Here is a 22,603-nt window from a genome sequence, read left to right on the forward strand (position 1 = left end):
CTTCGTCAACCTCGAGAGGCTTTTTCTCTCCCGCCAGTCACTTCGATCAACTCGCAAACCTCGAGAGGCTTTTTCTCTCCCGCCAGTCACTTCGATCAACTCGCAACCCTTAAAGCTGCTTCGTCGCCGTCGTTTTCAGCGGAGCCTTCGATTATGACACAGTTTTTAGAACCAGATCAAGACCGAAGGGCCTTTTTTCTCTACCGATCGTTTCGGGGTGGTGATGCTTCCCGAGGGAGGCTCAACCACCGAGTCGCCTCAGCAGAGCCATCGATTATGGCACGGTTTCGAGGGTTTCCCCTTGCCTCCCCAAACTTTTCGCAGACCTACTGCCGGGCCGTCCGTATGTTGGCAGGCAGCGCCTGCGGCCAGCTGGTGCGGAAGGGATTGATGTCCAGGCCGCCGCGCCGCGTGTAGCGCGCATAGACAGCCAGCTGGGTGGGCTGGCAGCGCTTCCAGATGTCCGTGAAGATGCGCTCGGCGCAGGGCTCGTGGAATTCGTTGTGGTTGCGGAAGCTCACTATATAAGCGAGCAGTCCGGCCTGGTCGATGGGCGGGCCGTTGTAGCGGATCTGCACGCTGCCCCAATCCGGCTGGCCGGTCACCAGGCAGTTGCTCTTGAGCAGCCGGCTGGTCAGGGTCTCGGTCACAGGGGGCTGGGTCAGGTCGGCGGACAGCAGTTCGGGCGCCGGCTGGTAGTGCGAGCACTCGATGTCCAGGCGGTCGAGGTCGAGGCCGTCGAGTTCATGCACCGGCTCCAGGTCGAAGGCATCGGGCGCCAGCAGCCTGACGCCGATGCCCGCCGTGCGATCGCTGCCGCGCCACACGGCTTCGCCGAGGTCGGTCCGCAGGCGATCCCGCACCGCCTGGGCATCCGCGAACACGGTACTGTTGAAGCTGTTCAGGTAGAGCTTGAAGGACTTGCTCTCGATGATGTTGGGCGTTTCGCAGGGAATCGTGAAATGCGCGATCGCCAGCTGCGGCTTGCCGCGCGGGTTGAGCCAGCTCAGTTCGAAGGCGGTCCAGAGGTCGGCGCCGAAGAAGGGCAGCTTGTCGCTGGCGATGCCCATCGCGTCGCGCTGGGCCGCCCGCGGGATCGGAAACAGCAGGCTGGCGTCGTACTGGTCGACGTAGGCGGATGCGCGGCCGAGCTGCGACTGCTCCGGGGTGTTGTCCAGGCTCATGAGCGGCTCTCGGCGTTGTCCAGAAAAGGAAGAATGTGATGCATGAGAAGTTCGACCACCGGCGGCGGCAGGTCGTGCCCCATGCCCGGGATCGAGACGAAGCGGGCACCGGGTATGCGCTGCGCCGAATCCCGCCCACAGGCGATCGGCACCAGGGTGTCGGCCTCGCCGTGCAGCACCAGCGCCGGACTGGCGATGCGCGGCAGCAATTCGGCGCGGTCGCGGTCGGCGACGATCGCGAGCATCTGCCGCACCACGCCGGCTGGCCGGTAGGCGCGGTGCATGTAGCGCCGGATGCGCTCGGCGACCACCTGGTCGTCCTGCGGGTAGGCCGGGCTCTGGATAAGCCGCACCATCCCCATGCTGCGTGCCACCAGCGCCGCCTCGGTGCGGCTCGGCGGACGCCGCAGCAGGGCGGCAGCGACGTCGGGACGCGGGCCCGGCAGCTGGCGGGCGCCGCTCGAACTCATGATGCTGACCAGGCTCGCGGTGCGCTGCGGCGCGCTGGCCGCCAGGCGCTGGGCGATCATGCCGCCCATCGAGGCGCCGACCACGTGGGCGCGTGCTATGCCCAGTGCATCAAGCACGCCCAGCGAATCATCGGCCATGTCCTGCAGGCTGTAGGCCGAGCGCACCGGCAACCCGATGCGGCGGCGCACGCTCTGCCATAGCAGGTTGCCGGCACCGGCTTCGTCGAAACCCTGGCTCAGGCCGATGTCGCGGTTGTCGTGGCGCACGACCCGGTAACCGGCGTCGACCAGCGCCTGCACGAAATCGTCGGGCCAGCCGATCAGCTGCATGCCGAGCCCCATGACCAGCAGCGCCACCGGCCGCCCCTCCCCGCCGCTGTCCTCGACCTCGATCTCGATCCCGTTGGCTTTGATCTTCATGGTGCCTGCGTCAGATGAATTCGCGTTCGCGCAGCCACTTGGTCGCGACCCACTTTTCGCCGGACAGCACGGGCGCACCGCCGTGCAGGGTCCGGGTCGAGGGGTCGGGCTTGTCGTAGCTGAAGAAGACGCCGGTGCCGCGCTTGGGCGCGACCTCGAGGCCGACGTCGGGGAAGGTCGTGCCGCCGCCCTGTCCGGGTTCCTGCAAGTACATCACCAGGGTGGCCACGCGCTGCCCGCCGCGGCGCAGGATGGTCGGCGTGCCGGGCTCGCCCGGATCGAAATAGTCGTAGTGCGGGCGGTACTGGGCGCCCGGCGCGTAGCGCAGGATCTGCAGCCCCTCGCCGAACTCGATCGGCCAATTCAGCAGCGCCGCGATGCGCTGCTCGAGCCGGGCGACGATGGCGTTCTCGCCGCGCTCGAAGAACATGCCGTCGCTGGTTCGATCGACGTTGAGGGCTTCACCGCCGGTCTGCGTCTCGACCGTGAGCGAGCGCGCGAGGCGCAGGCGGGCGGCGGCGATCAGGCCCTCGCATTCCTCGTCGGACAGCAGGTCCCCGAACACGATGACGCGCGGAAGGCGCATGGTCTGGAGCACCTGCACGCGGCGGTCGCCGGCGTCGATGTACAGCGGAGAACTCGACAGGTCCGGGCCCGGCAGGCCGGCGGTCGATGCCTCGGCCGGCAAGGGCTCGGCGACCGGGACGACCGCGGCCTGCCTCTCGATGCCCTGCAGGGCGAGATCGATCGCGGCGTCCTGCCAGCCGGAGGTCCGCATCGCAGCACGCAGGCTGGGCACCGAATGGCCGGCCGCGAGCTGCGCCACGATCCATTCGCGGAGTTCGGGGCTGATCGCCTGGCCCGTGCTCATGCCGGCCTCCGGCGGAACACCATCCGATCCGGCCTCGACGCGGTGGCGTCGAAGGCATAGCCCTCGAGGTCGAATCGCTCCAGCGCCTGGGGCGTGGCCGCCTTGTGCAGCACCGCCCAGCGCGCCATCAGGCCGCGTGCCCGCTTGGCGAAGAAGCTGATGATCTTGTAGCGCCCCGGATCGGCCTTGGCGCCGGTGCCGGCCTTCCATTCCTCGAAGATGCACTCGACCACGCGGGCCTTGAGCACGCGCCGGTCGACCGACTTGAAGTACTCCTGGGAGGCCAGGTTGATCACCACCGGCGTGCGATCGGCCACCAGCCGCTCGTTGAGATGCTCCGCGATGCGCGGACCCCAGAAGGCATAGAGATCCTTGCCATGGCGGTTGGCGAGCTGGGTGCCCATTTCCAGCCGGTAGGGCTGCAGCAGGTCGAGCGGGCGCAGCACGCCGTAGAGTCCGCTCAGGATGCAGACGTGGTCCTGGGCCCAGGCCAGCTGCCTGGCGTCGAGGGACTTGGCGTCGAGCCCGCCGTAGACGTCGCCGTCGAAGGCCAGCGCGGCCTGCTTGGCGTTCTTCGCGCTGCCCCTGGACGCCCAGGCCGCGTAGCGCGCCACGTTGAGCGCCGACAGCTTGTCCGACAGGTGCATGAGCTCGGCGATCTGCTGCGGGGATTTCTCGCGCAGGATCCGGATCAGCTCGGCCGCGGGGCTCCTCGGGCCCTCGAAACGCGCCTGCGTGGCGGGAACGGCGTCCGGGACCGGGGTGTCGTAGTCGAGCGATTTGGCAGGGGAAAGCAGAAACAGCATGGCCGAATTATCGATCGCCGGGCCAACCGGCGCGACCCGGTATAGAGTGCGCCTGCAATCCCCACCCCATTCAGCTGGAGACCCGAGATGAAGCTTGCCCGCCTCTTTCGTACCGGTGCGTTCGTGCTGGTCGCCGCCTGCGCCGGTACCGCGCTCTGGCATCCGCCCGCTGCCCACGCCACGGCGCCGCTCGCCAAGGAGCAGGCGCCGGGCTTCTACCGGCTGATGGTGGGCGATTTCCAGGTCACGGCCCTGTCGGACGGGACGGTCGCGCTGCCGGTCGATCAGTTGCTGACCCGCACCACGCCCGCCCAGGTGAAGAAGATCCTGGCCCGCTCCCACCTGGAGAGCCCGCTGGAGACCTCGGTCAATGGCTACCTGATCAATACCGGCAGCAAGCTGGTGCTGGTGGACACTGGCGCCGCGGCCCTCTTCGGCCCCACGCTGGGCAAGCTGGTAGCGAACCTCAAGGCCGCCGGCTACCAGCCCGAGCAGGTCGACGAGGTCTATATCACCCACCTGCACCCCGACCACGTCGGCGGCCTGCTGGCGGGCGACAAGCCGGCCTTCCCGAACGCCACGGTGCGCGCCGACCGGCACGATGCCGACTACTGGCTCAGCCAGTCCAACATGGACCAGGCGCCGGCCGACGCCAAGGACTTCTTCAAGGGCGCGATGGCGTCCCTCAACCCCTACATCGCGGCCGGCAAGTTCAAGCCCTTCGACGGCGACACCGAACTGGTCCCCGGCATCCGGGCCCAGGCGGCCCGCGGGCATACGGCCGGCCACAGCATCTTCATCGCAGAAAGCAAGGGCCAGAAGATCGTCTTCTGGGGTGATCTGATGCACGTGGCGGCCGTGCAGTTCGAGAACCCTTCGGTGACGATCCAGTTCGACACCGACTCCAAGGCCGCGGCCAAGGAACGGCGCAAGGCGTTCGCCGACGCGGCACACCACGGCTACCTCGTGGCCGGGGCGCACCTGGCCTTCCCGGGCATCGGCCGCCTGCGGGCCCAGGGGGCGGGCTACGTCTGGTTGCCGGTGAACTACGCGCCGCCCCAGTGACGCGCCCGCGCAGTCGAATAAAATCCCCTGACCTTCACCCCCACAAGCGGCATCCTGCGGGATGCCGCTCGTCTTTGCAAACGCCATGAGCGACACCCTGCCCCAACCCGGCCTCGAGAGCCTTTCCAAATCCTTCGAACCCGTTGCCATCGAGGCGCACTGGGGTCCCGAATGGGAGCGCCGCGGCTATGCCGCCGCCGGCTACCGCGGCACGCAGAAGCCCAAGGATGGCGCGCCCTCGTTCGCGATCCAGCTGCCGCCGCCGAACGTGACCGGCACGCTGCACATGGGCCACGCGTTCAACCAGACCATCATGGACAGCCTGGCGCGCTACCACCGCATGGCCGGCGCCAACACGCTGTGGGTGCCGGGCACCGACCACGCGGGCATCGCGACCCAGATCGTGGTCGAGCGCCAGCTGCAGGAGCAGAAGCTCAGCCGCCACGACCTCGGGCGCAAGAACTTCGTCGCCCGGGTCTGGGAGTGGAAGCAGCAGTCCGGCAACACCATCACCAACCAGATGCGCCGCATGGGCGACACGGTGGACTGGAGCCGCGAATACTTCACCATGGACGACGACCTGTCGAAGGTCGTCACCCAGACCTTCGTGCAGCTCTATGAAGAGGGCCTGATCTACCGCGGCAAGCGGCTGGTCAACTGGGACCCTGTGCTCAAGACGGCGGTCAGCGACCTCGAAGTCGAGAGCGAGGAAGAAGACGGCTTCCTGTGGCACATCGCCTATCCGCTCGAGGACGGTTCGGGCACGCTCACGGTCGCGACCACCCGGCCCGAGACCATGCTCGGCGACACCGCGGTCATGGTCCACCCGGAGGACGAGCGCTACAAGCACCTGATCGGCCAGCGCGTCAGGCTGCCGCTGGCCGACCGGCTGATCCCGGTGATCGCCGACGACTACGTCGACAAGGAGTTCGGCACCGGTGTCGTCAAGGTCACGCCGGCGCACGACCCGAACGACTACGCGGTGGGCCAGCGGCACAAGCTCGAAAGCATTTGCGTGCTGACGCTGGACGCCACCATCAACGACAACGCGCCCGAAAAGTACCGCGGGCTCGACCGCTTCGTGGCGCGCAAGGCGGTGGTGGCCGATCTCGAGGCGCTGGGCCTGCTGGTCGAGACGAAGAAGCACAAGCTGATGGTGCCGCGCTGCGCCCGCACCGGCGCGGTGGTCGAGCCGATGCTGACCGACCAGTGGTTCGTCGCCATGACCAAGCCCGACGCCAGCGGCCAGTCGATCGCGCAGAAGGCGATCGAAGCCGTGAGTTCGGGCGAAGTCAGCTTCGTGCCCGAGAACTGGGTCAACACCTACAACCACTGGATGGAGAACATCCAGGACTGGACCATCTCGCGCCAGCTCTGGTGGGGTCACCAGATCCCGGCCTGGTACGACGCCGAGGGCAAGGTCTACGTGGCGCGCAGCGAAGAAGAGGCGCAGGCCCAGGCACCCGGCAAGACGCTCACGCGCGACGAGGACGTGCTCGACACCTGGTATTCGTCGGCGCTGATTCCGTTCTCGTCGCTGGGCTGGCCCGAGAAGACGCCGGAACTCGACCTCTACCTGCCCTCCACCGTGCTGGTCACGGGCTACGACATCATCTTCTTCTGGGTCGCCCGGATGATCATGATGACCAAGCACTTCACGGGCAAGGTGCCTTTCAGGCACGTCTACATCCACGGCCTGGTGCGCGATTCGCACGGCAAGAAGATGAGCAAGTCCGAAGGCAACGTGCTCGACCCGGTCGACCTGATCGACGGCATCGCACTGCCCGAACTGCTCGACAAGCGCACCCAGGGCCTGCGCAAGCCCGAGACCGCGCCCGCGGTGCGCAAGAACACGCAGAAAGAATTCCCGGACGGCATCCCGGCCTTCGGCGCCGACGCGCTGCGCTTCACCTTCGCCTCGCTGGCCTCGCTGGGCCGCAGCATCAATTTCGACGCCAAGCGCTGCGAGGGCTATCGCAACTTCTGCAACAAGCTCTGGAACGCGACCCGCTTCGTGCTGATGAACTGCGAAGGCCAGGACTGCGGCCTGCGCGAGCACACCAAGGAAGAATGCGCGGTCGGCGGTCCGGCCCACGGCTACCTCCAGTTCAGCCAGGCCGACCGCTGGATCAGCTCGAAGCTGCAGCGCGTCGAGGCCGAGGTGGCCAAGGGCTTCGAGGAGTACCGGCTCGACAACGTGGCCAATGCGATCTACCAGTTCGCCTGGGACGAGTTCTGCGACTGGTACCTGGAAATCGCCAAGGTCCAGATCCAGCAAGGCGACGCGGCGCAGCAGCGCGCCACGCGGCGCACGCTGATCCGAACGCTCGAGGCCCTGCTGCGGCTGGCGCATCCGGTGATCCCGTTCATCACCGAAGCGCTGTGGCAGAAGGTCGCGCCAGTGGCCGGCCGCGAGGGCGAGTCCGTGATGATCGCCGCCTACCCGAAGAGCCAGCCCGAGAAGATCGACGAAGCCGCCGAGGCCCACGTGGCCCGGCTCAAGTCGCTGGTCGATGCCTGCCGCACGCTGCGCGGCGAGATGAACGTCTCGCCCGCCACGCGAATGCCGCTCTACGCCGTGGCCGACGATGCCGCGAGCAGCGCCTTCCTGCGCGATGCGGCACCGGTGCTGCAGGCGCTGGCCAAGCTCAAGGAAGTCAAGGTGTTCGACGACGCCGCGGCCTGGTCGGCCGCCGCCGAGGCGGCCCCGGTGGCGGTGGTCGGGGACGTGCGCATCTGCCTGCACATGGAAATCGACAAGGCCGCGGAAAAGGTCCGCATCGGCAAGGAGCTTGCGCGAATCGAGGGCGAGATCGCCAAGGTCAATGCCAAACTCGGCAACGAAGCCTTCGTCGCCAAGGCGCCTCCCGCGGTGATCGACCAGGAGCGCAAGCGGCTGACGGACTTCAGTGCCACGCTCGAACGGCTGCGCGACCAGCTTGTCCGCCTCGGCTGACAGACTGGCTGCAGCCGAGGCCTTTAGTATTGGGGTCGGTACCTCCGGGTGCCCTCCCGCCCTCCCTTTCATCCTTCAGATCGACGAAAGCCCATGTCCCAAACTTCGACGCGCATTCGCAAGGCCGTGTTTCCCGTAGCAGGCTTTGGCACCCGATTCCTGCCGGCCACCAAGGCCCAGCCCAAGGAAATGCTGCCGGTGGTGGACAAGCCACTGATCCAGTACGCGGTCGAGGAAGCCTATGCCGCCGGCATCCGCGACATGATCTTCGTCACCGGACGCAACAAGCGCGCGATCGAGGACCACTACGACACCGCCTACGAACTCGAGTCGCAGCTCGAGGCCAGCGGCAAGACCGCATTGCTCGAAATCGCCCGCTCGGTGATGCCCGAGGACATGACCTGCTCCTATGTGCGCCAGCCCCGCATGCTGGGCCTGGGCCACGCGGTGCTGTGCGCCGAGCACCTGGTCGGCGACGAACCCTTCGCAGTCCTGTTGGCCGATGACCTGATGGTCGGTCCCGACAACGGCGAGCCGGTGCTGGCGCAGATGACGCGGGTCTTCGATCGCCTTGGCGGCTCGTTGCTGGCGGTGCAGGAAGTCCCGCTGGAACATGTCAAGCGCTATGGCATCGTCGCTGGCGAGGCAGTCGAGGACGGCCTGGTCAAGGTCAGCCGCATGGTCGAAAAGCCCAAGCCCGAGGAAGCGCCCTCGCGCCTGGGCGTCGCCGGCCGCTACATCCTCACACCCGGCGTCTTCGCCGAGATCCGCAACCAGCCCAAGGGCGCCGGCGGGGAGATCCAGCTGACCGACGGCATCGCCGCGCTCATGAAGAAGGAATCGGTCCACGCCTACGCCTACAAGGGCACGCGCTACGACTGCGGCAGCAAGGAGGGCTTCCTGCAGGCCACCGTCGAACTGGCCCTGGCACACCCGGAGGTGGGCGCGTCGTTCCGCGACTACCTCAAGAGCCTGGCGCTCTAGCCGCCTCGAACAGCGGCTCGAGGAAGCGAACGACTTCCTCGTCGCCGATCGGCGTCAGCGGCAAGCCGAAATCAACGATCAGCTGCTGTACCAGCGATTGCGCCCACAGCGTGTTGATCGCGACGCCGCCGTGGTCGTCCGACAGGGTCGAATTGTGCGGATCATCGCCCACGGAGTGCGTCACCCGGATGCGGGGCCCGATGGCGATCGTCCGGTAATCCGGCTTGCCGGCTGGCGTGCGGGTGCCCGTCAGGGCCGCCAGCCACGCGCCGAAGTCGGCGAATGCGATTCGAGGATCGCCCGCACCGATCCCGCGAATGGCGCCGTTGACCAGGGCGAGCGCGGCCCTGAAGTTGGCGGTTTCCTCGGCGGTCTGCCACCGATCTACATACAGGGGATCGTCCGCTTCCCCGGACAGGCCGACCAGCACGATGCGCGCCGCCGGATGGGCGCCGTGGATCAGCGCGACCGCCCGTCCGATTTCGCGCGCGCAGTGTTCGGCGACGGCGCGCAGTGCCGGCGCCGACGGGTCCTTGGCCGCCAGATCCACATGGGGCGTGAAGTCGTTGCTGCCGATCCGGATCACGACGACGCCGCCGCGCCAGCGCTCGGGCTGCTTGTTCATCAGCGCCACCAGCCGGGGGGCCTGGCGGATCCGATTGCCCATCAGGTGCTCGCAGGCGGCCCCCGTGACGGCGAAGTTGTAGAGGTAGTCTTCCTTCCTCGGCACGCGATGCCCGTTCAGGCCCACCAGCTCGCGCAGCCGGGCGACGCGGTTGCGCGACCCCCAGCGCACCCAGGGCCCGAGATCGATTTCGTCCGGACGCAGGCGGGCGAGGGCCTCGGTCCACTGGAGGGTCAGCGGACGAAAGACACCGCCGCGCTCGTTCGGCGCGACGAACACGAGTCTGTCCTGGTAGGAGTGGCCGCCTGAATCGCCCAGCACCGCCAGCGAAACGGCGCCTGCTGCGGGAGGCGCCGAACCGGTCATGCGTCGACCGTCGTTCGCGTGAGCCCCACCTCGTTCTCGAGCAGGCGCTGCACCGCGGGAAGATCGGCATCGAACCAGTCGTCTTCGTGGTTTTCGTTGCCGCACAGGAAGAAGTGACGCTGTCCCAGCCCGCAGGCCAGCGAATGGAAGTAGTTGCCGGCCACGCTCGTCGAGTAGAGGGCCACCAGGTCGATGTCGCCCGAGAAGAAGATGGTGCCGAGGCCGGCGCCGTGCGGTCCCAAGACGATCTCCGCGCGGTGGAACAGCGCCACCTGTTCTTCGAACGGGAGCTTTTCCAGCTGGACGCTGCGAAAGCCGTAGCCCTCGAGAAGCTCGACCAGCGCGTCTTCGTTGCGCACCCGGCGATGCCCGGCGTTGCGCCGGCTGATGTAGAGCCGCTCGGTCTTCTCGTGGGTGGCCGGCAGGCCGATGCGCTTGAAGATGGGGGCCCGTATGGCCTCGTAGTATTCCTTCGGCAGCACGCCCATGCACAGGCCCGAGGCCACGGACGCCCAGATGAACCGCTCCGGCTGGATCCACGGATCTGCTTCGGCGTCCAGGTAGACGAGCTTGAAGTTCGGCGGCAGGACGCTCTCCAGCGTGAAGCGCTGGAAGCCGAGCGCCGTCGACGGCATGCACACGGTCAGCGGCTGGCCGGCCATCGCCAGCTCGAGCGAGCGGATCTTGGGCAGGCAGTCGATCATCCAGTGCCAGAAGTTCTCGGAGTTGCAGTAGGCCAGGGTGGTCCAGGCGCCCTCGACCCGCCGCACCGTGGCGGGCCGGCGCTGGCGAAAGGGCGGATAGAGGAAGCGCCGATGCTCCATGCCCTTGTCGGCGATCAGCTTGAAGTCCTTGGTGCAGACCATGCCGCTGCGCACGAAGACGTTGGCGTCGGGAATCTCGCAGACGAACACGTCGGGCCGATCGAACCACCCGTCCTTGTAGTACTGGGCGACACGGGTGAACGGATCCTTTTCGCCGGCGCCGATCCTGACCCGCTCCGCCGGCAGCATCACGCGCAGGTTGCGCACTCCGCCCCCCCGCGCGGCTTCTTCTTCGGGCAGGACGTAGCGACCGATGAACTTCCCGGGCAGGAGCGCGACCTTGGCATCGATCGCCAGATTGCGAAGGCGATGGACCTGCGCACGGGCGCCCGGAAAGACCTTCAGGATCAGATCGCGGACCGTGCCCTTGACCTGACGAAGCACCGCGGTGGCCATCTCAGCGACGCCGCAGCACGTGGATGAAGTCGCTGCCAACCGTCTGCTGGTCGACCAGGTCGTTGCCCGTCTGCCGGGCGAAGGCCTGGAAGTCGCGCACTGATCCGGCGTCGGTCGACACCACCCTCAGCAACTCGCCGCTGTGCATCTCGTTGAGCGACTTCTTGGCCTTCAGGATGGGCAAGGGACAATTGAGGCCGCGGGTGTCGAGTTCTTTGTGGATCTGCATGGCCGTTCCTTGAGACTGCGAAGATTCTAGGAGGTTGGCCGCGGCCATTCCATGAATTGGGGCTCGTGCCCGCGGGTGCGCAGCCAATCCGCCAGCCCATAGCCGGTGCCAGCCGGCCAGCAGCGCAGGTCGGGCAGGTCATAGAGCCGGTAGTCCACCAGTTCGGGCGAGAGCGACACCTCGCCGTCGGCCACGGCGTGGTAGACGATGATGACCTGGTTCATGCGCTGGAAGTCGTAGACCCCGACCAGGTTCAGCTCGCTCGCGTCGAGGTTGGTTTCTTCCTTGATTTCGCGCGCGATGCCCTCCTGCGGCGTCTCGCCGGCCTCCATGAAGCCGGTGATCAGGGCATAGGCCTTGTGGGCCCAGGCGGCGTTGCGGGCCAGCAGCACCTGGCCGCGGTATTCGATGATGGCGGCCAGCACCGGCGTCGGGTTGTTCCAGTGGGTCCAGCCGCAGGCCGGGCAGCGCAATCGCGACTTCGGGCCGCCGTCCTCGGCGAGTTCGATGGAGGCCAGCGGCGTGGCGCAGTCGGGGCAGAACTTGGGATGGGGCATGGGTCTCAGGCGGGGAAGACGCCGGTGGAAAGGTAGCGGTCGCCGCGGTCGCACACCACGAAGACGATCGTCGCATTCTCGACCGTGCGGGCGATCTCGAGCGCCACCCACAACGCGCCGGCGGCCGAGATGCCGCCGAAGATGCCCTCTTCGCGCGCCAGCCGGCGGCACATCTCCTCGGCGTTGTCCTGGCTCACGTTGACCACCTGGTCGACCCGGCTCGGGTCGTAGATCTTCGGCAGGTACTCCTGGGGCCACTTGCGGATGCCCGGGATGCGCGAGCCTTCGTCGGGCTGGGCGCCGACGATCCGCACCGCCGGGTTCTTTTCCTTCAGGAACCGCGACACGCCGGTGATGGTGCCGGTGGTGCCCATCGCGCTCACGAAATGAGTGATGCGCCCGCCGGTGTCGGCCCAGATCTCGGGCCCGGTGGTCTCGTAGTGGATGCGAGGATTGTCGGGATTGGCGAACTGGTCGAGCACCCGGCCCTTGCCCTGCTGCATCATCTGCTCGGCGAGATCGCGCGCGTATTCCATGCCGCCGCTCTTCGGGGTCAGCATCAGTTCGGCGCCGAAGGCCTTCATGGTCTGGGCGCGCTCGACCGACAGGTCCTCCGGCATGATCAGCACCATGCGGTAGCCCTTGATCGCCGCCGCCATCGCGAGCGCGATGCCGGTGTTGCCGGAGGTGGCCTCGATCAGGGTGTCGCCGGGCTTGATCTCGCCGCGCTCCTCGGCCCGCTTGATCATCGACAAGGCCGGTCGGTCCTTGACCGAGCCGGCCGGATTGTTGCCTTCGAGCTTGCCCAGGATCACGTTGCCCCGCTGGGCGTTGGCCGCGGCGTCGATGCGCTGCAGCGCGACCAGCGGCGTCTTTCCAATCGCGTCTTCAATCGTCGGATATTGCATGGAGCCACTGTGCCATAATTTTGGGCTGCCTTCCTTCCGTGCCCGGGTGGTGAAATTGGTAGACGCAGGGGACTCAAAATCCCCCGCCGCAAGGCGTGCCGGTTCGATTCCGGCCCCGGGCACCACGTGTTCAGGCGCGCTGGTCAGGTTCGATCAAGGGGTCGGCGCCATCATGACGCCCTCCTCCGACCCTCCAAGGTCTTGCCCGCTTCGGCGGGCTTTTTCTTGGGCGCGACCGGCCCGAACGGGCCCGCAGTGAAAGACAAGACAACCGCCGGCATCGAGGAACCGTCCTGAACGGGCGGGTGCCGAAGCCACCTCTACCAGCGCCGGGCGGTCGTCCACACCGAGTATGCGGCGCGAATCTGACGCCTGCATGAAGCCCCCCGGCAGAAGGGTTTCTGTTCGAGCGGCGCAGGACGGCTCAGGCCGGCGCCTCGACGCCGGCCGCGGGCCGCCGGTCGCGCGTCACCCAGTTGAACAGCGGCGTCGCCATCAGCGTCGTGAAGATCGCCATCAGCACCAGGATCGAGAACAGGCCCGGCAGGATGACGCCGGCCTGCAGGCCGATGTTGATGATGATCAGCTCCATCAGGCCGCGGGCATTCATCAGGGAACCGATCGCGAGCGCATCGCGCTGGCTCTCGCCGGCCGCCCGCGCCGCGGCCCAGCAGGCGATGCCCTTGCCGCAGAACGAAGCCGCGAGGATGGCGATGGCACCGAGCAGGATGCCGGGCTCGAACAGCACCGCCAGCCGGGTGTTGAGGCCGGAATAGGTGAAGAACAACGGCAGCAGGAAGATGACGACGAAGGGCTGCAGCTGTTCGCGCAGCTTCTCGGTCAGCGCACCGCGCGGCAGCGCCGCCCCGAGCAGGAAGCCGCCGAAGACCGCGTGGATGCCGATGGCGTCCATGGCAAAGGCGCTCAGGCAGAACAGCACCAGCACCACGGCCAGCAGCGACGAACTCAGCGGCGCGTCCGGGCGCACGTGCGCGGCCAGCCGCTTGAGCAGCCGCGAGCCCACGAAGACCATGAACAGCGCATAGGCCACGCCGCCGCCGATCGCGGCATAGGCGCCGCCCCAGGCACCGCCGAAGCTGGCCAGCACCACCGCCAGGATGCACCAGGCCGCGGCATCGTCGACCGCGCCCGCCGTCAATGCCAGGGTGCCGAGCGAGGTCCCGGCGAGGCCGCGTTCGTGGATGATCCGCGCCAGCATGGGAAAGGCGGTGATGGCGATCGCCGCACCGAGGAACAGCGCGGCCTCCAGCGGCTTGGCGCGGGCCGAGAACAGGCCCGGGATCTCGTGCAGCCACGGCGCCAGCGCGAAGGCCAGCACGAACGGCACCAGGATGCCCGCCGCCGACACCGAAGCCGCGCTGCGGATGCGGCTCTTGAAATGGTCGGCCCGGAATTCGGTGCCGACCAGGAACATGTACAGGCCGACGCCGAGCTGGCCGCCCACGTAGAGCATGGACAGCGTTTCCTTCGGGAAAAGGGCGCGCTGCAATTCGGGAAAGAAAAGCCCGAACAAGGACGGCCCGAGCATCACGCCGGCAATCATCTCCCCCACCACTTGGGGCTGGCCGACCCAGCGTGCCAGCCGGCCCACGAGCTGGCAGATCGCGATGATGGCGGCGACCTGGAGAAAGAAATAGACGGAGAGCTGGGTCGTGGGCATCGCCCGATTTTGCCTTGCCGCGGTGCCTGCCCTGCTGCCCGATGTTTCAGCCCGACGCGAGCCCCGCCGCCACCGTCGGATAGCGCAGCCGCAGCCGCAGCTCGCGCTTCAGCCGGGTGTTGTCGAGCCGCCTCGACTCACCCATGAAGCTCAGCAGCGACAAGGGCAGCTGTGCCTGCGCCTCGTCGCGGGCGATCCGGGGCGGCAGCGGCAGGCCGTAGAGGCGGGCGGCCAGGTCGATGTAGTCGCCCATCTTGATCTCGCTGTCGTCGCTCGCATGGAACGCGCGCTGCGGGCCGCCGCGCCACAGCGCAGCCACGCAGGCGCGGGCCAGGTCGTCGGCATGGATGTGGTTGGTGTAGACGTCGTCCTCGGCCCGCAGCACCGGGGTGCCGCGGCGCAGCCGTTCGCGCGGCGTGCCGCCTTCGCGGTCGGGCGCGTAAATGCCCGGAATGCGCAGGATCCGCACCGCGACGCCGGCACGGCCCAGCCAGCGCACGGTGCGCTCGGCATCGACGCGGCGGTGCGCGCGCGGCGTCTCGGGCCGCAGCACGCGCGTCTCCGCGACCAGGGCGCCGCCGCAATCGCCGTAGACACCGCTGGTCGAGCCATACACGAAGGCCGACGGCAGCGACCGCAGGCGCAGGGCGCGCGCCAGCGCCAGCGTGCGGGCATCGCGCCACCATTGGGCACCCTCCTCCACGCGCGCCGGCGGCGCCAGGTGCAGCACCCGGGTGGCAAGCCCCGCCAGCCGGCGCAGCGATGCCGGTTGGTCCAGGTCGGCCACGATCGGGGTCAGGCCGGCCTGCCGCAGCTGCGGCACGCGCGCGGGCGACGAGGTCAGCGCGATCAGCCGCAGCCGGCCCCGCAGCAGCCCGGCCGCGCGCATCCCGACGTCGCCGCAACCGACCACCAGTACGCGCTCGCGCCGGAAGCGTGAAGGCCTCGCCCCGAGGGGGCTGTTGATTGAGGGCAAAATCCGTTCTCCCTTTTGAGCAGAAAACGAAGAATACCCATGACCAGCGCAGCGCCGAGCGAGGCGGGCTTCCAGATCACGGTCGAACCGAGCGGACGCCATTTCACCGCCCTGGCCGACGAGACCATCCTCGCGGCCGGTATTCGCCAAGGCATCGGCCTCCCCTATGGCTGCAAGGACGGCGCCTGCGGCTCCTGCAAATGCAAGAAGCTGTCGGGCATGGTCACCCTGGGCCCGCACCAGAGCAAGGCGCTCAGCGCCGAGGAACAGCTCGCCGGCTACGTGCTGACCTGCTGCGCCCGCGCCGAGAGCGACGTGGTGCTCGAATCGCGCCAGGTGACGGAGGCCGGCGCCTTTCCGATCCGCAAGATGCCGGTGCGGGTGCAGGCGCTCGCCAGGCAGTCGCACGACGTGGTCCAGCTGCGCCTGCAGCTGCCGGCCGGCGAGCCCTTGCAGTTCCACGCCGGCCAGTACGTGGAGTTCATCCTGCGCGACGGCGCGCGGCGCAGCTACTCGATGGCCAACGCGCCCCACACGCTGCAGCAGCCCGGCACCGGCCTCGAGCTGCACATCCGCCACCTGCCCGGCGGCAAGTTCACCGACCATGTCTTCGGCACGATGAAGGAAAAGGAAATCCTGCGCATCGAGGGCCCCTACGGCAGCTTCTTCCTGCGCGAGGACTCCGACAAGCCGCTGATCCTGCTGGCCTCCGGCACCGGCTTCGCGCCGATCAAGGCACTGCTGGAGCACATGAAGTTCAAGGGCATCGAACGCCCGGCGACGCTCTACTGGGGCGGCCGGCGGCCAGAGGACCTCTACATGGACGACTGGGTGCGGGCCCAGCTGCAGCAGATGCCGCAGCTGCGTTACGTGCCCGTGGTCTCCAACGCGGTGCCCGAGGACGACTGGCGCGGCCGCACCGGCTTCGTCCACCGGGCGGTGCTGGAGGACTTCGACGACCTGTCGGGCCACCAGGTCTATGCCTGCGGCGCGCCGGTGGTGGTCGATTCCGCCAAGCAGGACTACGTCGCGCAGCGCGGCCTGCCCGAAGAAGAGTTCTATGCCGACGCCTTCACGACCGAGGCCGACAAGGCCCTGCCTTGAGGACCTGACACAAAAACCGATGGAATCCATGAAAGCCAGACACTTCCTCCTGACCCTGCTGTCGACCGCCGCCCTGCTGGCCGCCGGTACGGCGAGCGCCCAGCAACGGCCGATCCGGCTGATCGTCCCCTACGCCGCGGGCGGCCCGATCGACGTCACGGCGCGGGTCCTGGCCGAGCGCGTCAAGGACTCCCTGGGCACCGTCATCATCGACAACAAGCCGGGTGCGGGCGGCAACATCGGTGCCGATGCGGTGGCCAAGGCGGCCCCCGACGGCCTGACCATCGGCATCGCGGCCACGGCCACGAACGCGGTCAATCCCTGGCTCTACGCCAAGATGCCCTTCAACGCCGCCACCGATTTCGCGCCGGTGACGCAGATGGTGCGCGTGCCCAACGTGCTGGTCATGAACGCCGACACCGCGCAGCGGCTCAAGATCAACAACCTGGCCGACCTGATCGCCTACGCCAAGGCCAACCCCGGCAAGCTCAACTACGGCAGCGGCGGCAACGGCAGCGCCGGCCACCTGGCGGGCGAGATGTTCAAGAAGGAAGCCGGCATCTTCGCGGTGCACATCCCGTACAACGGCGGCAACCCGGCGCAGCTCGCGCTGCTGTCGGGCCAGGTCGACTTCAATTTCGACAACCTCGCGACGGCGGCGCCGAACATCCGTTCGGGCAAGCTGAAGGCGATCGCGGTGACGACGGCGCAGCGCAGCAGCGCGCTGCCCGAGGTGCCGACGGTGGCCGCCACGCTGAAGGGCTTCTCGATCGACACCTGGTGGGGCCTGGTCGCACCGGCGGGCACACCGCCCGAGGTGGTCGCCAAGCTCAACCACGCCTTCGTCGCCGCGCTCGACTCGCCCGACACCAAGACCCGCTTCGCGACGCTGCTGGCCGAACCCGTGGCCAGCACGCCGGATCAGTTCGGCGCCTTCATGAAGAACGAGCTGGCCAAGTACGAAAAGGTCGTCAAGGCCACCGGCGCCAAGGTGGACTGATCACTCGCCGAGGTAGGCGGCCCGCACCTTCGGGTCGCTCAGCATCACCTTGGCGTCGCCGCTCATGGTGATCAGGCCCGACTCCATCACGTAGCCGCGATCGGCCAGCTGCAGCGCGCGGCTGGCGTTCTGCTCGACCAGCAGCACCGTGACGCCCTGGTCGTAGACCTGCTTCACGACTTCGAAGATCTTGTCGACCATGATCGGCGACAGGCCCATCGACGGCTCGTCGAGCAGCAGCACCTTGGGCCGCGCCATCAGCGCACGGCCCATCGCCAGCATCTGCTGCTCGCCGCCCGACATGGTGCCGGCCAGCTGCGTGGCACGCTCCTTGAGCCGCGGAAAGGTCGCGAACACGCGCTCGATGTCCTTCGCGATCTCGGCCTTGTCCTTGCGGATGTAGGCGCCGATCTGCAGGTTCTCGGTGATCGTCATGCGCGTGAAGACGCCGCGCCCCTCGGGCACCATCACCAGGCCCTCGCCGACCAGGTCCCAGGCGCCACGGCCCTTGATGCTCTTGCCGAGGAACTCGATGTCGCCGCCGAGGAAAGGCAGCGTGCCGGTGATGGCCTTCATGGTGGTGGTCTTGCCGGCGCCGTTGGAGCCGATCAGCGACACCAGTTCGCCCTCGCGGACCTCGAAGTCGATGCCCTTGACGGCCTGGATGCCGCCGTAGGCGACCTTCACGCCGCTCACCTTCAGTAGTGTCTGTGCCATCTCAGTGCCCTCCCGTGCCGAGGTAGGCCTCGATCACCTTTTCGTTCTTCTGCACGTCGGCGGGCGTGCCCTCCGCGATCTGCTTGCCGTAGTCGAGCACCGTCACGCGGTCGCACAAGCCCATCACCAGCTTGACGTCGTGCTCGATCAGCAGGATGGTGCGGTTGTCCTTGCGGATGCGGTCGATCAGCTCGCGCAGCATCACCTTCTCGGTCGCGTTCATGCCGGCGGCGGGCTCGTCGAGCGCGATCAGCTGCGGATCGGTGGCGAGTGCGCGGGCGATCTCGAGCCGCCGCTGGTCGCCGTACGAGAGCGTGCGGGCCTTGTAGTCGGCGAACTTGCCGATGCCGACGTACTCGAGCAGTTCATGCGCGCGCTCGGTGATCGCGGCCTCCTCGGCCTTGAATCGCGGCGGGCGGAAGATCGCGCCGAAGACGCCCGAATGGGTGCGCACGTGGCGTCCCACCATCACGTTCTCGAGCGCGGTCATTTCCGCGAACAGCCGGATGTTCTGGAAGGTGCGCGCGATGCCGGCCTTGGCGACCTCATGGACCGCGGTCGGCTGGTAGGGCTTGCCGGCCAGTTCGAAGCTGCCGCTGTCGGGCGTGTAGAGCCCGGTGATCACGTTGAAGAAGGTGGTCTTGCCGGCGCCGTTGGGGCCGATCAGGCCGTAGACCTGGCCGCGCAGGATCTTGATGCCGACGTCGGAGAGGGCCTGCAGGCCGCCGAAGCGCTTGGAGATGCCGCGGACGTCGAGGATGGTTTCAGTCATGTTGCGTCCCTGGCTCACGGATTGATCGACATCGGACGCGAGGCGGCACCGGGCACTTCATCGGCCGGCGTCTCGACGCCGGGCGCGGCCGCGGGCATGCCCGAGACGGGCTGGGTGCCTCGACGCGCCAGCGACTTCCCATGTTCGGGCGTGGGCCAGAGGCCGCGCGGACGCACCAGCATGATGATGATCATCGCCAGCGCGATGAACAGCTGGCGCAGGATCGAGGCGTCGAGCCGGCCGCCGGTCATCGACTGCAGCGGCGCGGCCACGTAGCGCAGCACCTCGGGCAGCGCGGCCAGCAGGACGGCGCCCAGGATCACGCCGGGCAGGTGGCCGATGCCGCCGAGCACCACCATCGCGACGATCATCACCGACTCCATCAGGCTGAAGGACTCGGGCGACACGAAGCCCTGGAACGACGCGAACATCGCGCCGGAGACGCCGCCGAAGCTGGCCCCCATCGCGAAGGCCAGCAGCTTCATGTTGCGGGTGTTGATGCCCATCGCCTTGGCCGCGATCTCGTCCTCGCGGATCGCCATCCAGGCGCGGCCGATGCGCGAGACCTGCAGCCGATGCGAAATCATGATGGTGAAGATCACCAGCGCCAGGAACAGGTAGTAGTACAGCGTCACCGAGGAGAGGGTGAAGCCGTCGAACTTCAGGGACTTGCCCAGGTTCAGGCCCCAGAAATGGATCGGGTCGATGGCGGTGATGCCCTTCGGTCCATTGGTGAGGTTGATCGGGTGGTCCAGGTTGTTCAGGAACACGCGGATGATCTCGCCGAAGCCGAGCGTCACGATCGCCAGGTAGTCGCCGCGCAGCTTGAGCGTGGGTGCGCCCAGCAATGCGCCGAACAACGCCGCCAGGCCGAGCGCCGCGGGGACCACCAGCAGCAGCGAACTGTGCAGCCCGTTCGGGAACATGGCCTTGACGGCCGGGAAGGTGTCGGTCAGGTGCGGCGACCCCAGCAGCGCGTACAGGTAGGCGCCGATGGCGAAGAAGGCCACGTAGCCCAGGTCGAGCAGGCCCGCGTAGCCGACCACGATGTTGAGGCCGAGCGCCAGCATCACGTAGAGCAGGGCGATGTCGGCGATCCGGACCCAGGCATTGCCCTGGCTCTGCAGCAGCAGCGGCAGCACCAGCACCGCGAGCATGCCGAACGCGTACAGGAGGGTGTTCTTGCTGTTCTTCATGGTTCGGTCCTCAGGCGCGGTCCGCCACTCGCTCGCCGAGCAGGCCCGAAGGCCGCAGCGTGAGCATGATGATCAGAACGATGAAAGCGAAGATGTCGCTGTAGTGGCTGCCCAGCACATCGCCGGTCAGGGCGCCGATGTAGCCCGATCCGATGGCCTCGATCAGCCCCAGCAGGATGCCGCCGACCACCGCCCCGGCGAGGTTGCCGATGCCGCCGAACACGGCCGCCGTGAAGGCCTTGAGCCCCGGTATGAAGCCCATCGCGTGCTGCGCGATGCCGTAGTTCGAGGCATACATCACGCCCGCCACCGCCGCCAGCACGGCGCCGATGATGAAGGTGGCGGAGATCACCATGTCGGGGCGGATGCCCATCAGCGCGGCCACCCGCGGGTTCTCCGCCGTGGCGCGCATCGCGCGCCCCAGCTTGGTGTAGTTGACCAGCCAGCTGAGGACCGCCAGGCAGATCGCGGTCACCGCGAGGATCATCACCTGGGTCGGCGAGATCACTGCGCCGCCGACATGAATCGGCGTGGTCGACAGCAGGTTCGGATAGGCCTTGTTGGTCGGCTTCCAGATGATCATCGCCAGCGTCTGCAGCAGGATCGACATGCCGATCGCGGTGATCAGCGGCGCCAGCTTGGGACTGTTGCGCAGCGGCCGGTAGGCCACCTTCTCGATGACGAAGTTGAGCGTGGCGGCGACCACGCAGGCGATCAGCAGTGCGATGAGCAGGATCAGCCAGCCCGGCGTGCCGGGCATCGACTCCTGCATGAGCCCGATGATGCTCCAGCTGGTCAGTGCCCCGACCATGAGCACTTCGCCGTGGGCGAAATTGATGAGGTTGATGATGCCGTACACCATGGTATAGCCCAAGGCTATCAAGGCGTACATGCTGCCCAGAACCAGACCGTTGATGATCTGCTGCAGCAAGATGTCCATAACGAGAATCCCTTTTTTTGTGTTGACGCCCTCGAGAGGCGCCCGGCTGACCCTGGCGCTCTGGTTGGAACGCTGAGGTTTCACTTAGCAAAAAACCCGCCAGCATGTGACGACGGCGGGTTTGTGGCGGGATTGTAATTTCGCCCGAACGCCGTTCTGGTGCGGTTTCGACGGGGTTTTCCCGCTGGCGCGCGCTGGAAGTGCGTCAATGTGCGCGCAGCGCGCAAGGGAGTATCGACCAACTGACCGGGCTGGTCAGCTGGCCGCGTCCGTATTGCGCTTTCGCAGCTCGCGCAGCTTTTCCGCAATGCGGATTTCGAGCCCGCGCTCCACCGGGCGATAGAAGGGTGGCGCATCGAGGCCCTCGGGCAGGTAGGTCTCGCCGGCCGCGAAGCCGCCCTCCTCGTCGTGCGCGTAGCGATAGCCCTTGCCGTAGTCGAGCTGCTTCATGAGCCGGGTCGGGGCGTTGCGCAGATGCATGGGCACCGGCCGGGTGCCGTCCGACTTGATGAAGGCCTTGACCTCGTTGTAGGCCTTGTAGACCGCGTTCGATTTCGGCGCCACGGCCAGGTAGACCACGCACTGGGCCAGCGCCAGCTCACCCTCGGGGCTGCCCAGCCGCTCGTAGACCTCGGCCGCATCGAGCGCCAGCCGCAGCGCGCGGGGGTCGGCCAGGCCGATGTCCTCGCTCGCCATGCGAACCAGCCGGCGCGCCATGTAGCGCGGATCGGCGCCGCCGTCGAGCATGCGAACGAACCAGTACAGCGCGGCATCGGGATCGCTGCCGCGCACCGATTTGTGCAGGGCGGAGATGGTGTCGTAGAACTGCTCGCCGCCCTTGTCGTAGCGGCGCAGCCGCTCGCCGAGCACCCGCAGCAGCCAGGCATCGGTGATGGCGTCGAGTTTCTCGGCGCCGGCGGCGACCGCCAGCGTCTCGAGCGTGTTGAGCAGGCGCCGGGCGTCGCCGTCGGCGTAGGCGACCAGCCGGTCGACCGCCTCGGCGTCGATCGCCGGCACCGCCTGGATGGCCTGGGCCCGCTCGACGATCTGCTGCAGGTCGGCTTCGCCGAGCGGCTGCAGCACGTACACCGCGGCCCGCGACAGCAGGGCCGAGTTGACCTCGAAGGACGGGTTCTCGGTGGTGGCGCCGATGAAGGTGAACAGGCCCGACTCGACATGCGGCAGGAAGGCGTCCTGCTGGCTCTTGTTGAAGCGATGCACCTCGTCGACGAACACGATGGTGCGGCGCTGCTCCAGCCCGTCGCGCGCGGAGGTGGCGCGCTCCACCGCCTCGCGGATGTCCTTCACGCCGCCGAGCACCGCGCTGATGCTCAGGAACTGGGCATCGAAGGCATCGGCCATCAGGCGCGCGATCGTCGTCTTGCCGACGCCGGGCGGGCCCCACAGGATGCACGAGTGCGGCTGGCCCGATTCGAAGGCGATGCGCAGCGGCATGCCCGCACCGAGCAGGTGCTGCTGGCCGATGACCTCCCCCAGCGTCCGGGGGCGCAGTCGTTCGGCGAGGGGCGGGAGGTTGGAGGTGGCCATCCGCGGCC

The 22,603-nt window shown here is 67.8% G+C and carries 21 protein-coding genes and 1 tRNA gene; 6 read left to right on the forward strand and 16 right to left on the reverse strand.

Annotated features, from left to right (window positions below; genetic code table 11):
- Positions 1 to 326: 326 nt before the first annotated feature.
- From queF to yaaA, 4 genes are read right to left on the reverse strand one after another with little or no spacing between them, the layout of a single operon-like run.
- The gene (queF, locus tag AC1DF3_RS27350; protein ID WP_286538589.1) at positions 327 to 1,184 is read right to left on the reverse strand and encodes an NADPH-dependent 7-cyano-7-deazaguanine reductase QueF; all 858 of its coding nucleotides are present in this window, start codon (positions 1,182 to 1,184) and stop codon (positions 327 to 329) included.
- The gene (locus tag AC1DF3_RS27355) at positions 1,181 to 2,074 is read right to left on the reverse strand and encodes an alpha/beta fold hydrolase (RefSeq protein ID WP_478141497.1); all 894 of its coding nucleotides are present in this window, start codon (positions 2,072 to 2,074) and stop codon (positions 1,181 to 1,183) included. The genes queF and AC1DF3_RS27355 overlap by 4 nt, the downstream gene beginning before the upstream one ends.
- A 10-nt stretch (positions 2,075 to 2,084) precedes the next feature.
- Positions 2,085 to 2,945, reverse strand: coding sequence for a 2OG-Fe(II) oxygenase (locus AC1DF3_RS27360; RefSeq protein ID WP_478141498.1), 861 nt, complete (start codon positions 2,943 to 2,945; stop codon positions 2,085 to 2,087).
- Positions 2,942 to 3,751 (reverse strand): peroxide stress protein YaaA, encoded by an 810-nt coding sequence (yaaA, locus tag AC1DF3_RS27365; protein WP_286538585.1) that lies wholly within the window; start codon positions 3,749 to 3,751, stop codon positions 2,942 to 2,944. The genes AC1DF3_RS27360 and yaaA overlap by 4 nt, the downstream gene beginning before the upstream one ends.
- A gap of 87 nt (positions 3,752 to 3,838) precedes the next feature.
- On the opposite strand from yaaA, the gene AC1DF3_RS27370 reads away from it, so the two are divergent.
- From AC1DF3_RS27370 to galU, 3 genes are all read left to right on the forward strand, one after another.
- A complete protein-coding gene (locus AC1DF3_RS27370; protein WP_286538584.1) occupies positions 3,839 to 4,816 on the forward strand; it encodes an MBL fold metallo-hydrolase in 978 nt (325 codons plus the stop codon).
- Positions 4,817 to 4,901: 85 nt separating this feature from the next.
- On the forward strand, positions 4,902 to 7,772 hold the full coding sequence (locus tag AC1DF3_RS27375) for a valine--tRNA ligase (RefSeq protein WP_286538582.1): 2,871 nt from the start codon (positions 4,902 to 4,904) through the stop codon (positions 7,770 to 7,772).
- A gap of 93 nt (positions 7,773 to 7,865) precedes the next feature.
- Positions 7,866 to 8,756, forward strand: coding sequence for a UTP--glucose-1-phosphate uridylyltransferase GalU (galU, locus tag AC1DF3_RS27380; protein ID WP_286538580.1), 891 nt, complete (start codon positions 7,866 to 7,868; stop codon positions 8,754 to 8,756).
- Here galU and AC1DF3_RS27385 read toward each other — a convergent pair.
- The 5 genes from AC1DF3_RS27385 to cysM are packed head-to-tail and all read right to left on the reverse strand — an operon-like array spanning position 8,737 to position 12,661.
- Entirely contained in the window at positions 8,737 to 9,747 is a 1,011-nt protein-coding gene (locus AC1DF3_RS27385) for an SGNH/GDSL hydrolase family protein (protein WP_478141499.1), read from the reverse strand. The two genes, galU and AC1DF3_RS27385, sit on opposite strands and share 20 nt — an antisense overlap.
- On the reverse strand, positions 9,744 to 10,967 hold the full coding sequence (locus AC1DF3_RS27390; RefSeq protein WP_286538575.1) for a glycosyltransferase family 61 protein: 1,224 nt from the start codon (positions 10,965 to 10,967) through the stop codon (positions 9,744 to 9,746). The genes AC1DF3_RS27385 and AC1DF3_RS27390 overlap by 4 nt, the downstream gene beginning before the upstream one ends.
- Before the next feature lies 1 nt (position 10,968).
- Positions 10,969 to 11,196 (reverse strand): sulfurtransferase TusA family protein, encoded by a 228-nt coding sequence (locus tag AC1DF3_RS27395; RefSeq protein WP_286538574.1) that lies wholly within the window; start codon positions 11,194 to 11,196, stop codon positions 10,969 to 10,971.
- Positions 11,197 to 11,222: 26 nt separating this feature from the next.
- Positions 11,223 to 11,753 (reverse strand): NUDIX hydrolase, encoded by a 531-nt coding sequence (locus AC1DF3_RS27400; protein ID WP_286538573.1) that lies wholly within the window; start codon positions 11,751 to 11,753, stop codon positions 11,223 to 11,225.
- A 5-nt stretch (positions 11,754 to 11,758) separates the two neighbouring features.
- Entirely contained in the window at positions 11,759 to 12,661 is a 903-nt protein-coding gene (gene cysM, locus AC1DF3_RS27405) for a cysteine synthase CysM (RefSeq protein WP_478141500.1), read from the reverse strand.
- Between the two features lie 40 nt (positions 12,662 to 12,701).
- Here cysM and AC1DF3_RS27410 point away from each other — a divergent pair.
- Positions 12,702 to 12,786 (forward strand) — tRNA-Leu (locus AC1DF3_RS27410).
- A gap of 299 nt (positions 12,787 to 13,085) precedes the next feature.
- On the opposite strand, the gene AC1DF3_RS27415 is transcribed toward AC1DF3_RS27410, so the two are convergent.
- Both AC1DF3_RS27415 and AC1DF3_RS27420 read right to left on the reverse strand, forming a co-directional pair.
- Positions 13,086 to 14,342: a cation:proton antiporter gene (locus tag AC1DF3_RS27415; RefSeq protein ID WP_286538569.1), complete on the reverse strand. Its 1,257-nt coding sequence runs from the start codon at positions 14,340 to 14,342 to the stop codon at positions 13,086 to 13,088.
- Between the two features lie 46 nt (positions 14,343 to 14,388).
- Positions 14,389 to 15,318 (reverse strand): NAD-dependent epimerase/dehydratase family protein, encoded by a 930-nt coding sequence (locus AC1DF3_RS27420; protein ID WP_286538567.1) that lies wholly within the window; start codon positions 15,316 to 15,318, stop codon positions 14,389 to 14,391.
- A 39-nt stretch (positions 15,319 to 15,357) separates the two neighbouring features.
- Here AC1DF3_RS27420 and AC1DF3_RS27425 point away from each other — a divergent pair, with 39 nt between their 5' ends.
- Both AC1DF3_RS27425 and AC1DF3_RS27430 read left to right on the forward strand, forming a co-directional pair.
- The gene (locus AC1DF3_RS27425; RefSeq protein WP_286538564.1) at positions 15,358 to 16,422 is read left to right on the forward strand and encodes a CDP-6-deoxy-delta-3,4-glucoseen reductase; all 1,065 of its coding nucleotides are present in this window, start codon (positions 15,358 to 15,360) and stop codon (positions 16,420 to 16,422) included.
- Between the two features lie 28 nt (positions 16,423 to 16,450).
- Complete coding sequence (locus tag AC1DF3_RS27430) at positions 16,451 to 17,422, forward strand: Bug family tripartite tricarboxylate transporter substrate binding protein (RefSeq protein WP_478141501.1); 972 nt, start codon at positions 16,451 to 16,453, stop codon at positions 17,420 to 17,422.
- Here AC1DF3_RS27430 and AC1DF3_RS27435 read toward each other — a convergent pair whose 3' ends face one another.
- From AC1DF3_RS27435 to AC1DF3_RS27455, 5 genes are all read right to left on the reverse strand, one after another.
- On the reverse strand, positions 17,423 to 18,139 hold the full coding sequence (locus tag AC1DF3_RS27435) for an ABC transporter ATP-binding protein (RefSeq protein ID WP_478141502.1): 717 nt from the start codon (positions 18,137 to 18,139) through the stop codon (positions 17,423 to 17,425).
- Between the two features lies 1 nt (position 18,140).
- Positions 18,141 to 18,911, reverse strand: coding sequence for an ABC transporter ATP-binding protein (locus AC1DF3_RS27440; RefSeq protein WP_478141503.1), 771 nt, complete (start codon positions 18,909 to 18,911; stop codon positions 18,141 to 18,143).
- A gap of 14 nt (positions 18,912 to 18,925) precedes the next feature.
- Complete coding sequence (locus tag AC1DF3_RS27445) at positions 18,926 to 20,107, reverse strand: branched-chain amino acid ABC transporter permease (protein ID WP_286538562.1); 1,182 nt, start codon at positions 20,105 to 20,107, stop codon at positions 18,926 to 18,928.
- 10 nt (positions 20,108 to 20,117) lie between these two features.
- A complete protein-coding gene (locus AC1DF3_RS27450) occupies positions 20,118 to 21,047 on the reverse strand; it encodes a branched-chain amino acid ABC transporter permease (protein WP_286511123.1) in 930 nt (309 codons plus the stop codon).
- A 255-nt stretch (positions 21,048 to 21,302) separates the two neighbouring features.
- Complete coding sequence (locus AC1DF3_RS27455; protein WP_286524908.1) at positions 21,303 to 22,595, reverse strand: replication-associated recombination protein A; 1,293 nt, start codon at positions 22,593 to 22,595, stop codon at positions 21,303 to 21,305.
- Positions 22,596 to 22,603: the final 8 nt, after the last annotated feature.

The sequence above is a fragment of the Variovorax sp. 10N432 genome (assembly GCF_056394465.1).

Excerpts from the sequence above, each read along its gene's own strand:
- AC1DF3_RS27445 (WP_286538562.1), bottom strand. The coding sequence starts at position 20,107 with ATGAAGAACAGCAAGAACACCCTCCTGTACGCGTTCGGCATGCTCGCG.
- AC1DF3_RS27390 (WP_286538575.1), bottom strand. The coding sequence starts at position 10,967 with ATGGCCACCGCGGTGCTTCGTCAGGTCAAGGGCACGGTCCGCGATCTG.
- galU (WP_286538580.1), top strand. The coding sequence starts at position 7,866 with ATGTCCCAAACTTCGACGCGCATTCGCAAGGCCGTGTTTCCCGTAGCA.
- AC1DF3_RS27395 (WP_286538574.1), bottom strand. The coding sequence starts at position 11,196 with ATGCAGATCCACAAAGAACTCGACACCCGCGGCCTCAATTGTCCCTTG.
- yaaA (WP_286538585.1), bottom strand. The coding sequence starts at position 3,751 with ATGCTGTTTCTGCTTTCCCCTGCCAAATCGCTCGACTACGACACCCCG.
- AC1DF3_RS27455 (WP_286524908.1), bottom strand. The coding sequence starts at position 22,595 with ATGGCCACCTCCAACCTCCCGCCCCTCGCCGAACGACTGCGCCCCCGG.
- AC1DF3_RS27450 (WP_286511123.1), bottom strand. The coding sequence starts at position 21,047 with ATGGACATCTTGCTGCAGCAGATCATCAACGGTCTGGTTCTGGGCAGC.
- AC1DF3_RS27430 (WP_478141501.1), top strand. The coding sequence starts at position 16,451 with ATGAAAGCCAGACACTTCCTCCTGACCCTGCTGTCGACCGCCGCCCTG.
- AC1DF3_RS27370 (WP_286538584.1), top strand. The coding sequence starts at position 3,839 with ATGAAGCTTGCCCGCCTCTTTCGTACCGGTGCGTTCGTGCTGGTCGCC.
- AC1DF3_RS27375 (WP_286538582.1), top strand. The coding sequence starts at position 4,902 with ATGAGCGACACCCTGCCCCAACCCGGCCTCGAGAGCCTTTCCAAATCC.
- AC1DF3_RS27360 (WP_478141498.1), bottom strand. The coding sequence starts at position 2,945 with ATGAGCACGGGCCAGGCGATCAGCCCCGAACTCCGCGAATGGATCGTG.
- AC1DF3_RS27400 (WP_286538573.1), bottom strand. The coding sequence starts at position 11,753 with ATGCCCCATCCCAAGTTCTGCCCCGACTGCGCCACGCCGCTGGCCTCC.
- AC1DF3_RS27385 (WP_478141499.1), bottom strand. The coding sequence starts at position 9,747 with ATGACCGGTTCGGCGCCTCCCGCAGCAGGCGCCGTTTCGCTGGCGGTG.
- queF (WP_286538589.1), bottom strand. The coding sequence starts at position 1,184 with ATGAGCCTGGACAACACCCCGGAGCAGTCGCAGCTCGGCCGCGCATCC.
- AC1DF3_RS27440 (WP_478141503.1), bottom strand. The coding sequence starts at position 18,911 with ATGACTGAAACCATCCTCGACGTCCGCGGCATCTCCAAGCGCTTCGGC.
- AC1DF3_RS27435 (WP_478141502.1), bottom strand. The coding sequence starts at position 18,139 with ATGGCACAGACACTACTGAAGGTGAGCGGCGTGAAGGTCGCCTACGGC.
- AC1DF3_RS27415 (WP_286538569.1), bottom strand. The coding sequence starts at position 14,342 with ATGCCCACGACCCAGCTCTCCGTCTATTTCTTTCTCCAGGTCGCCGCC.
- AC1DF3_RS27355 (WP_478141497.1), bottom strand. The coding sequence starts at position 2,074 with ATGAAGATCAAAGCCAACGGGATCGAGATCGAGGTCGAGGACAGCGGC.
- AC1DF3_RS27425 (WP_286538564.1), top strand. The coding sequence starts at position 15,358 with ATGACCAGCGCAGCGCCGAGCGAGGCGGGCTTCCAGATCACGGTCGAA.
- cysM (WP_478141500.1), bottom strand. The coding sequence starts at position 12,661 with ATGCAATATCCGACGATTGAAGACGCGATTGGAAAGACGCCGCTGGTC.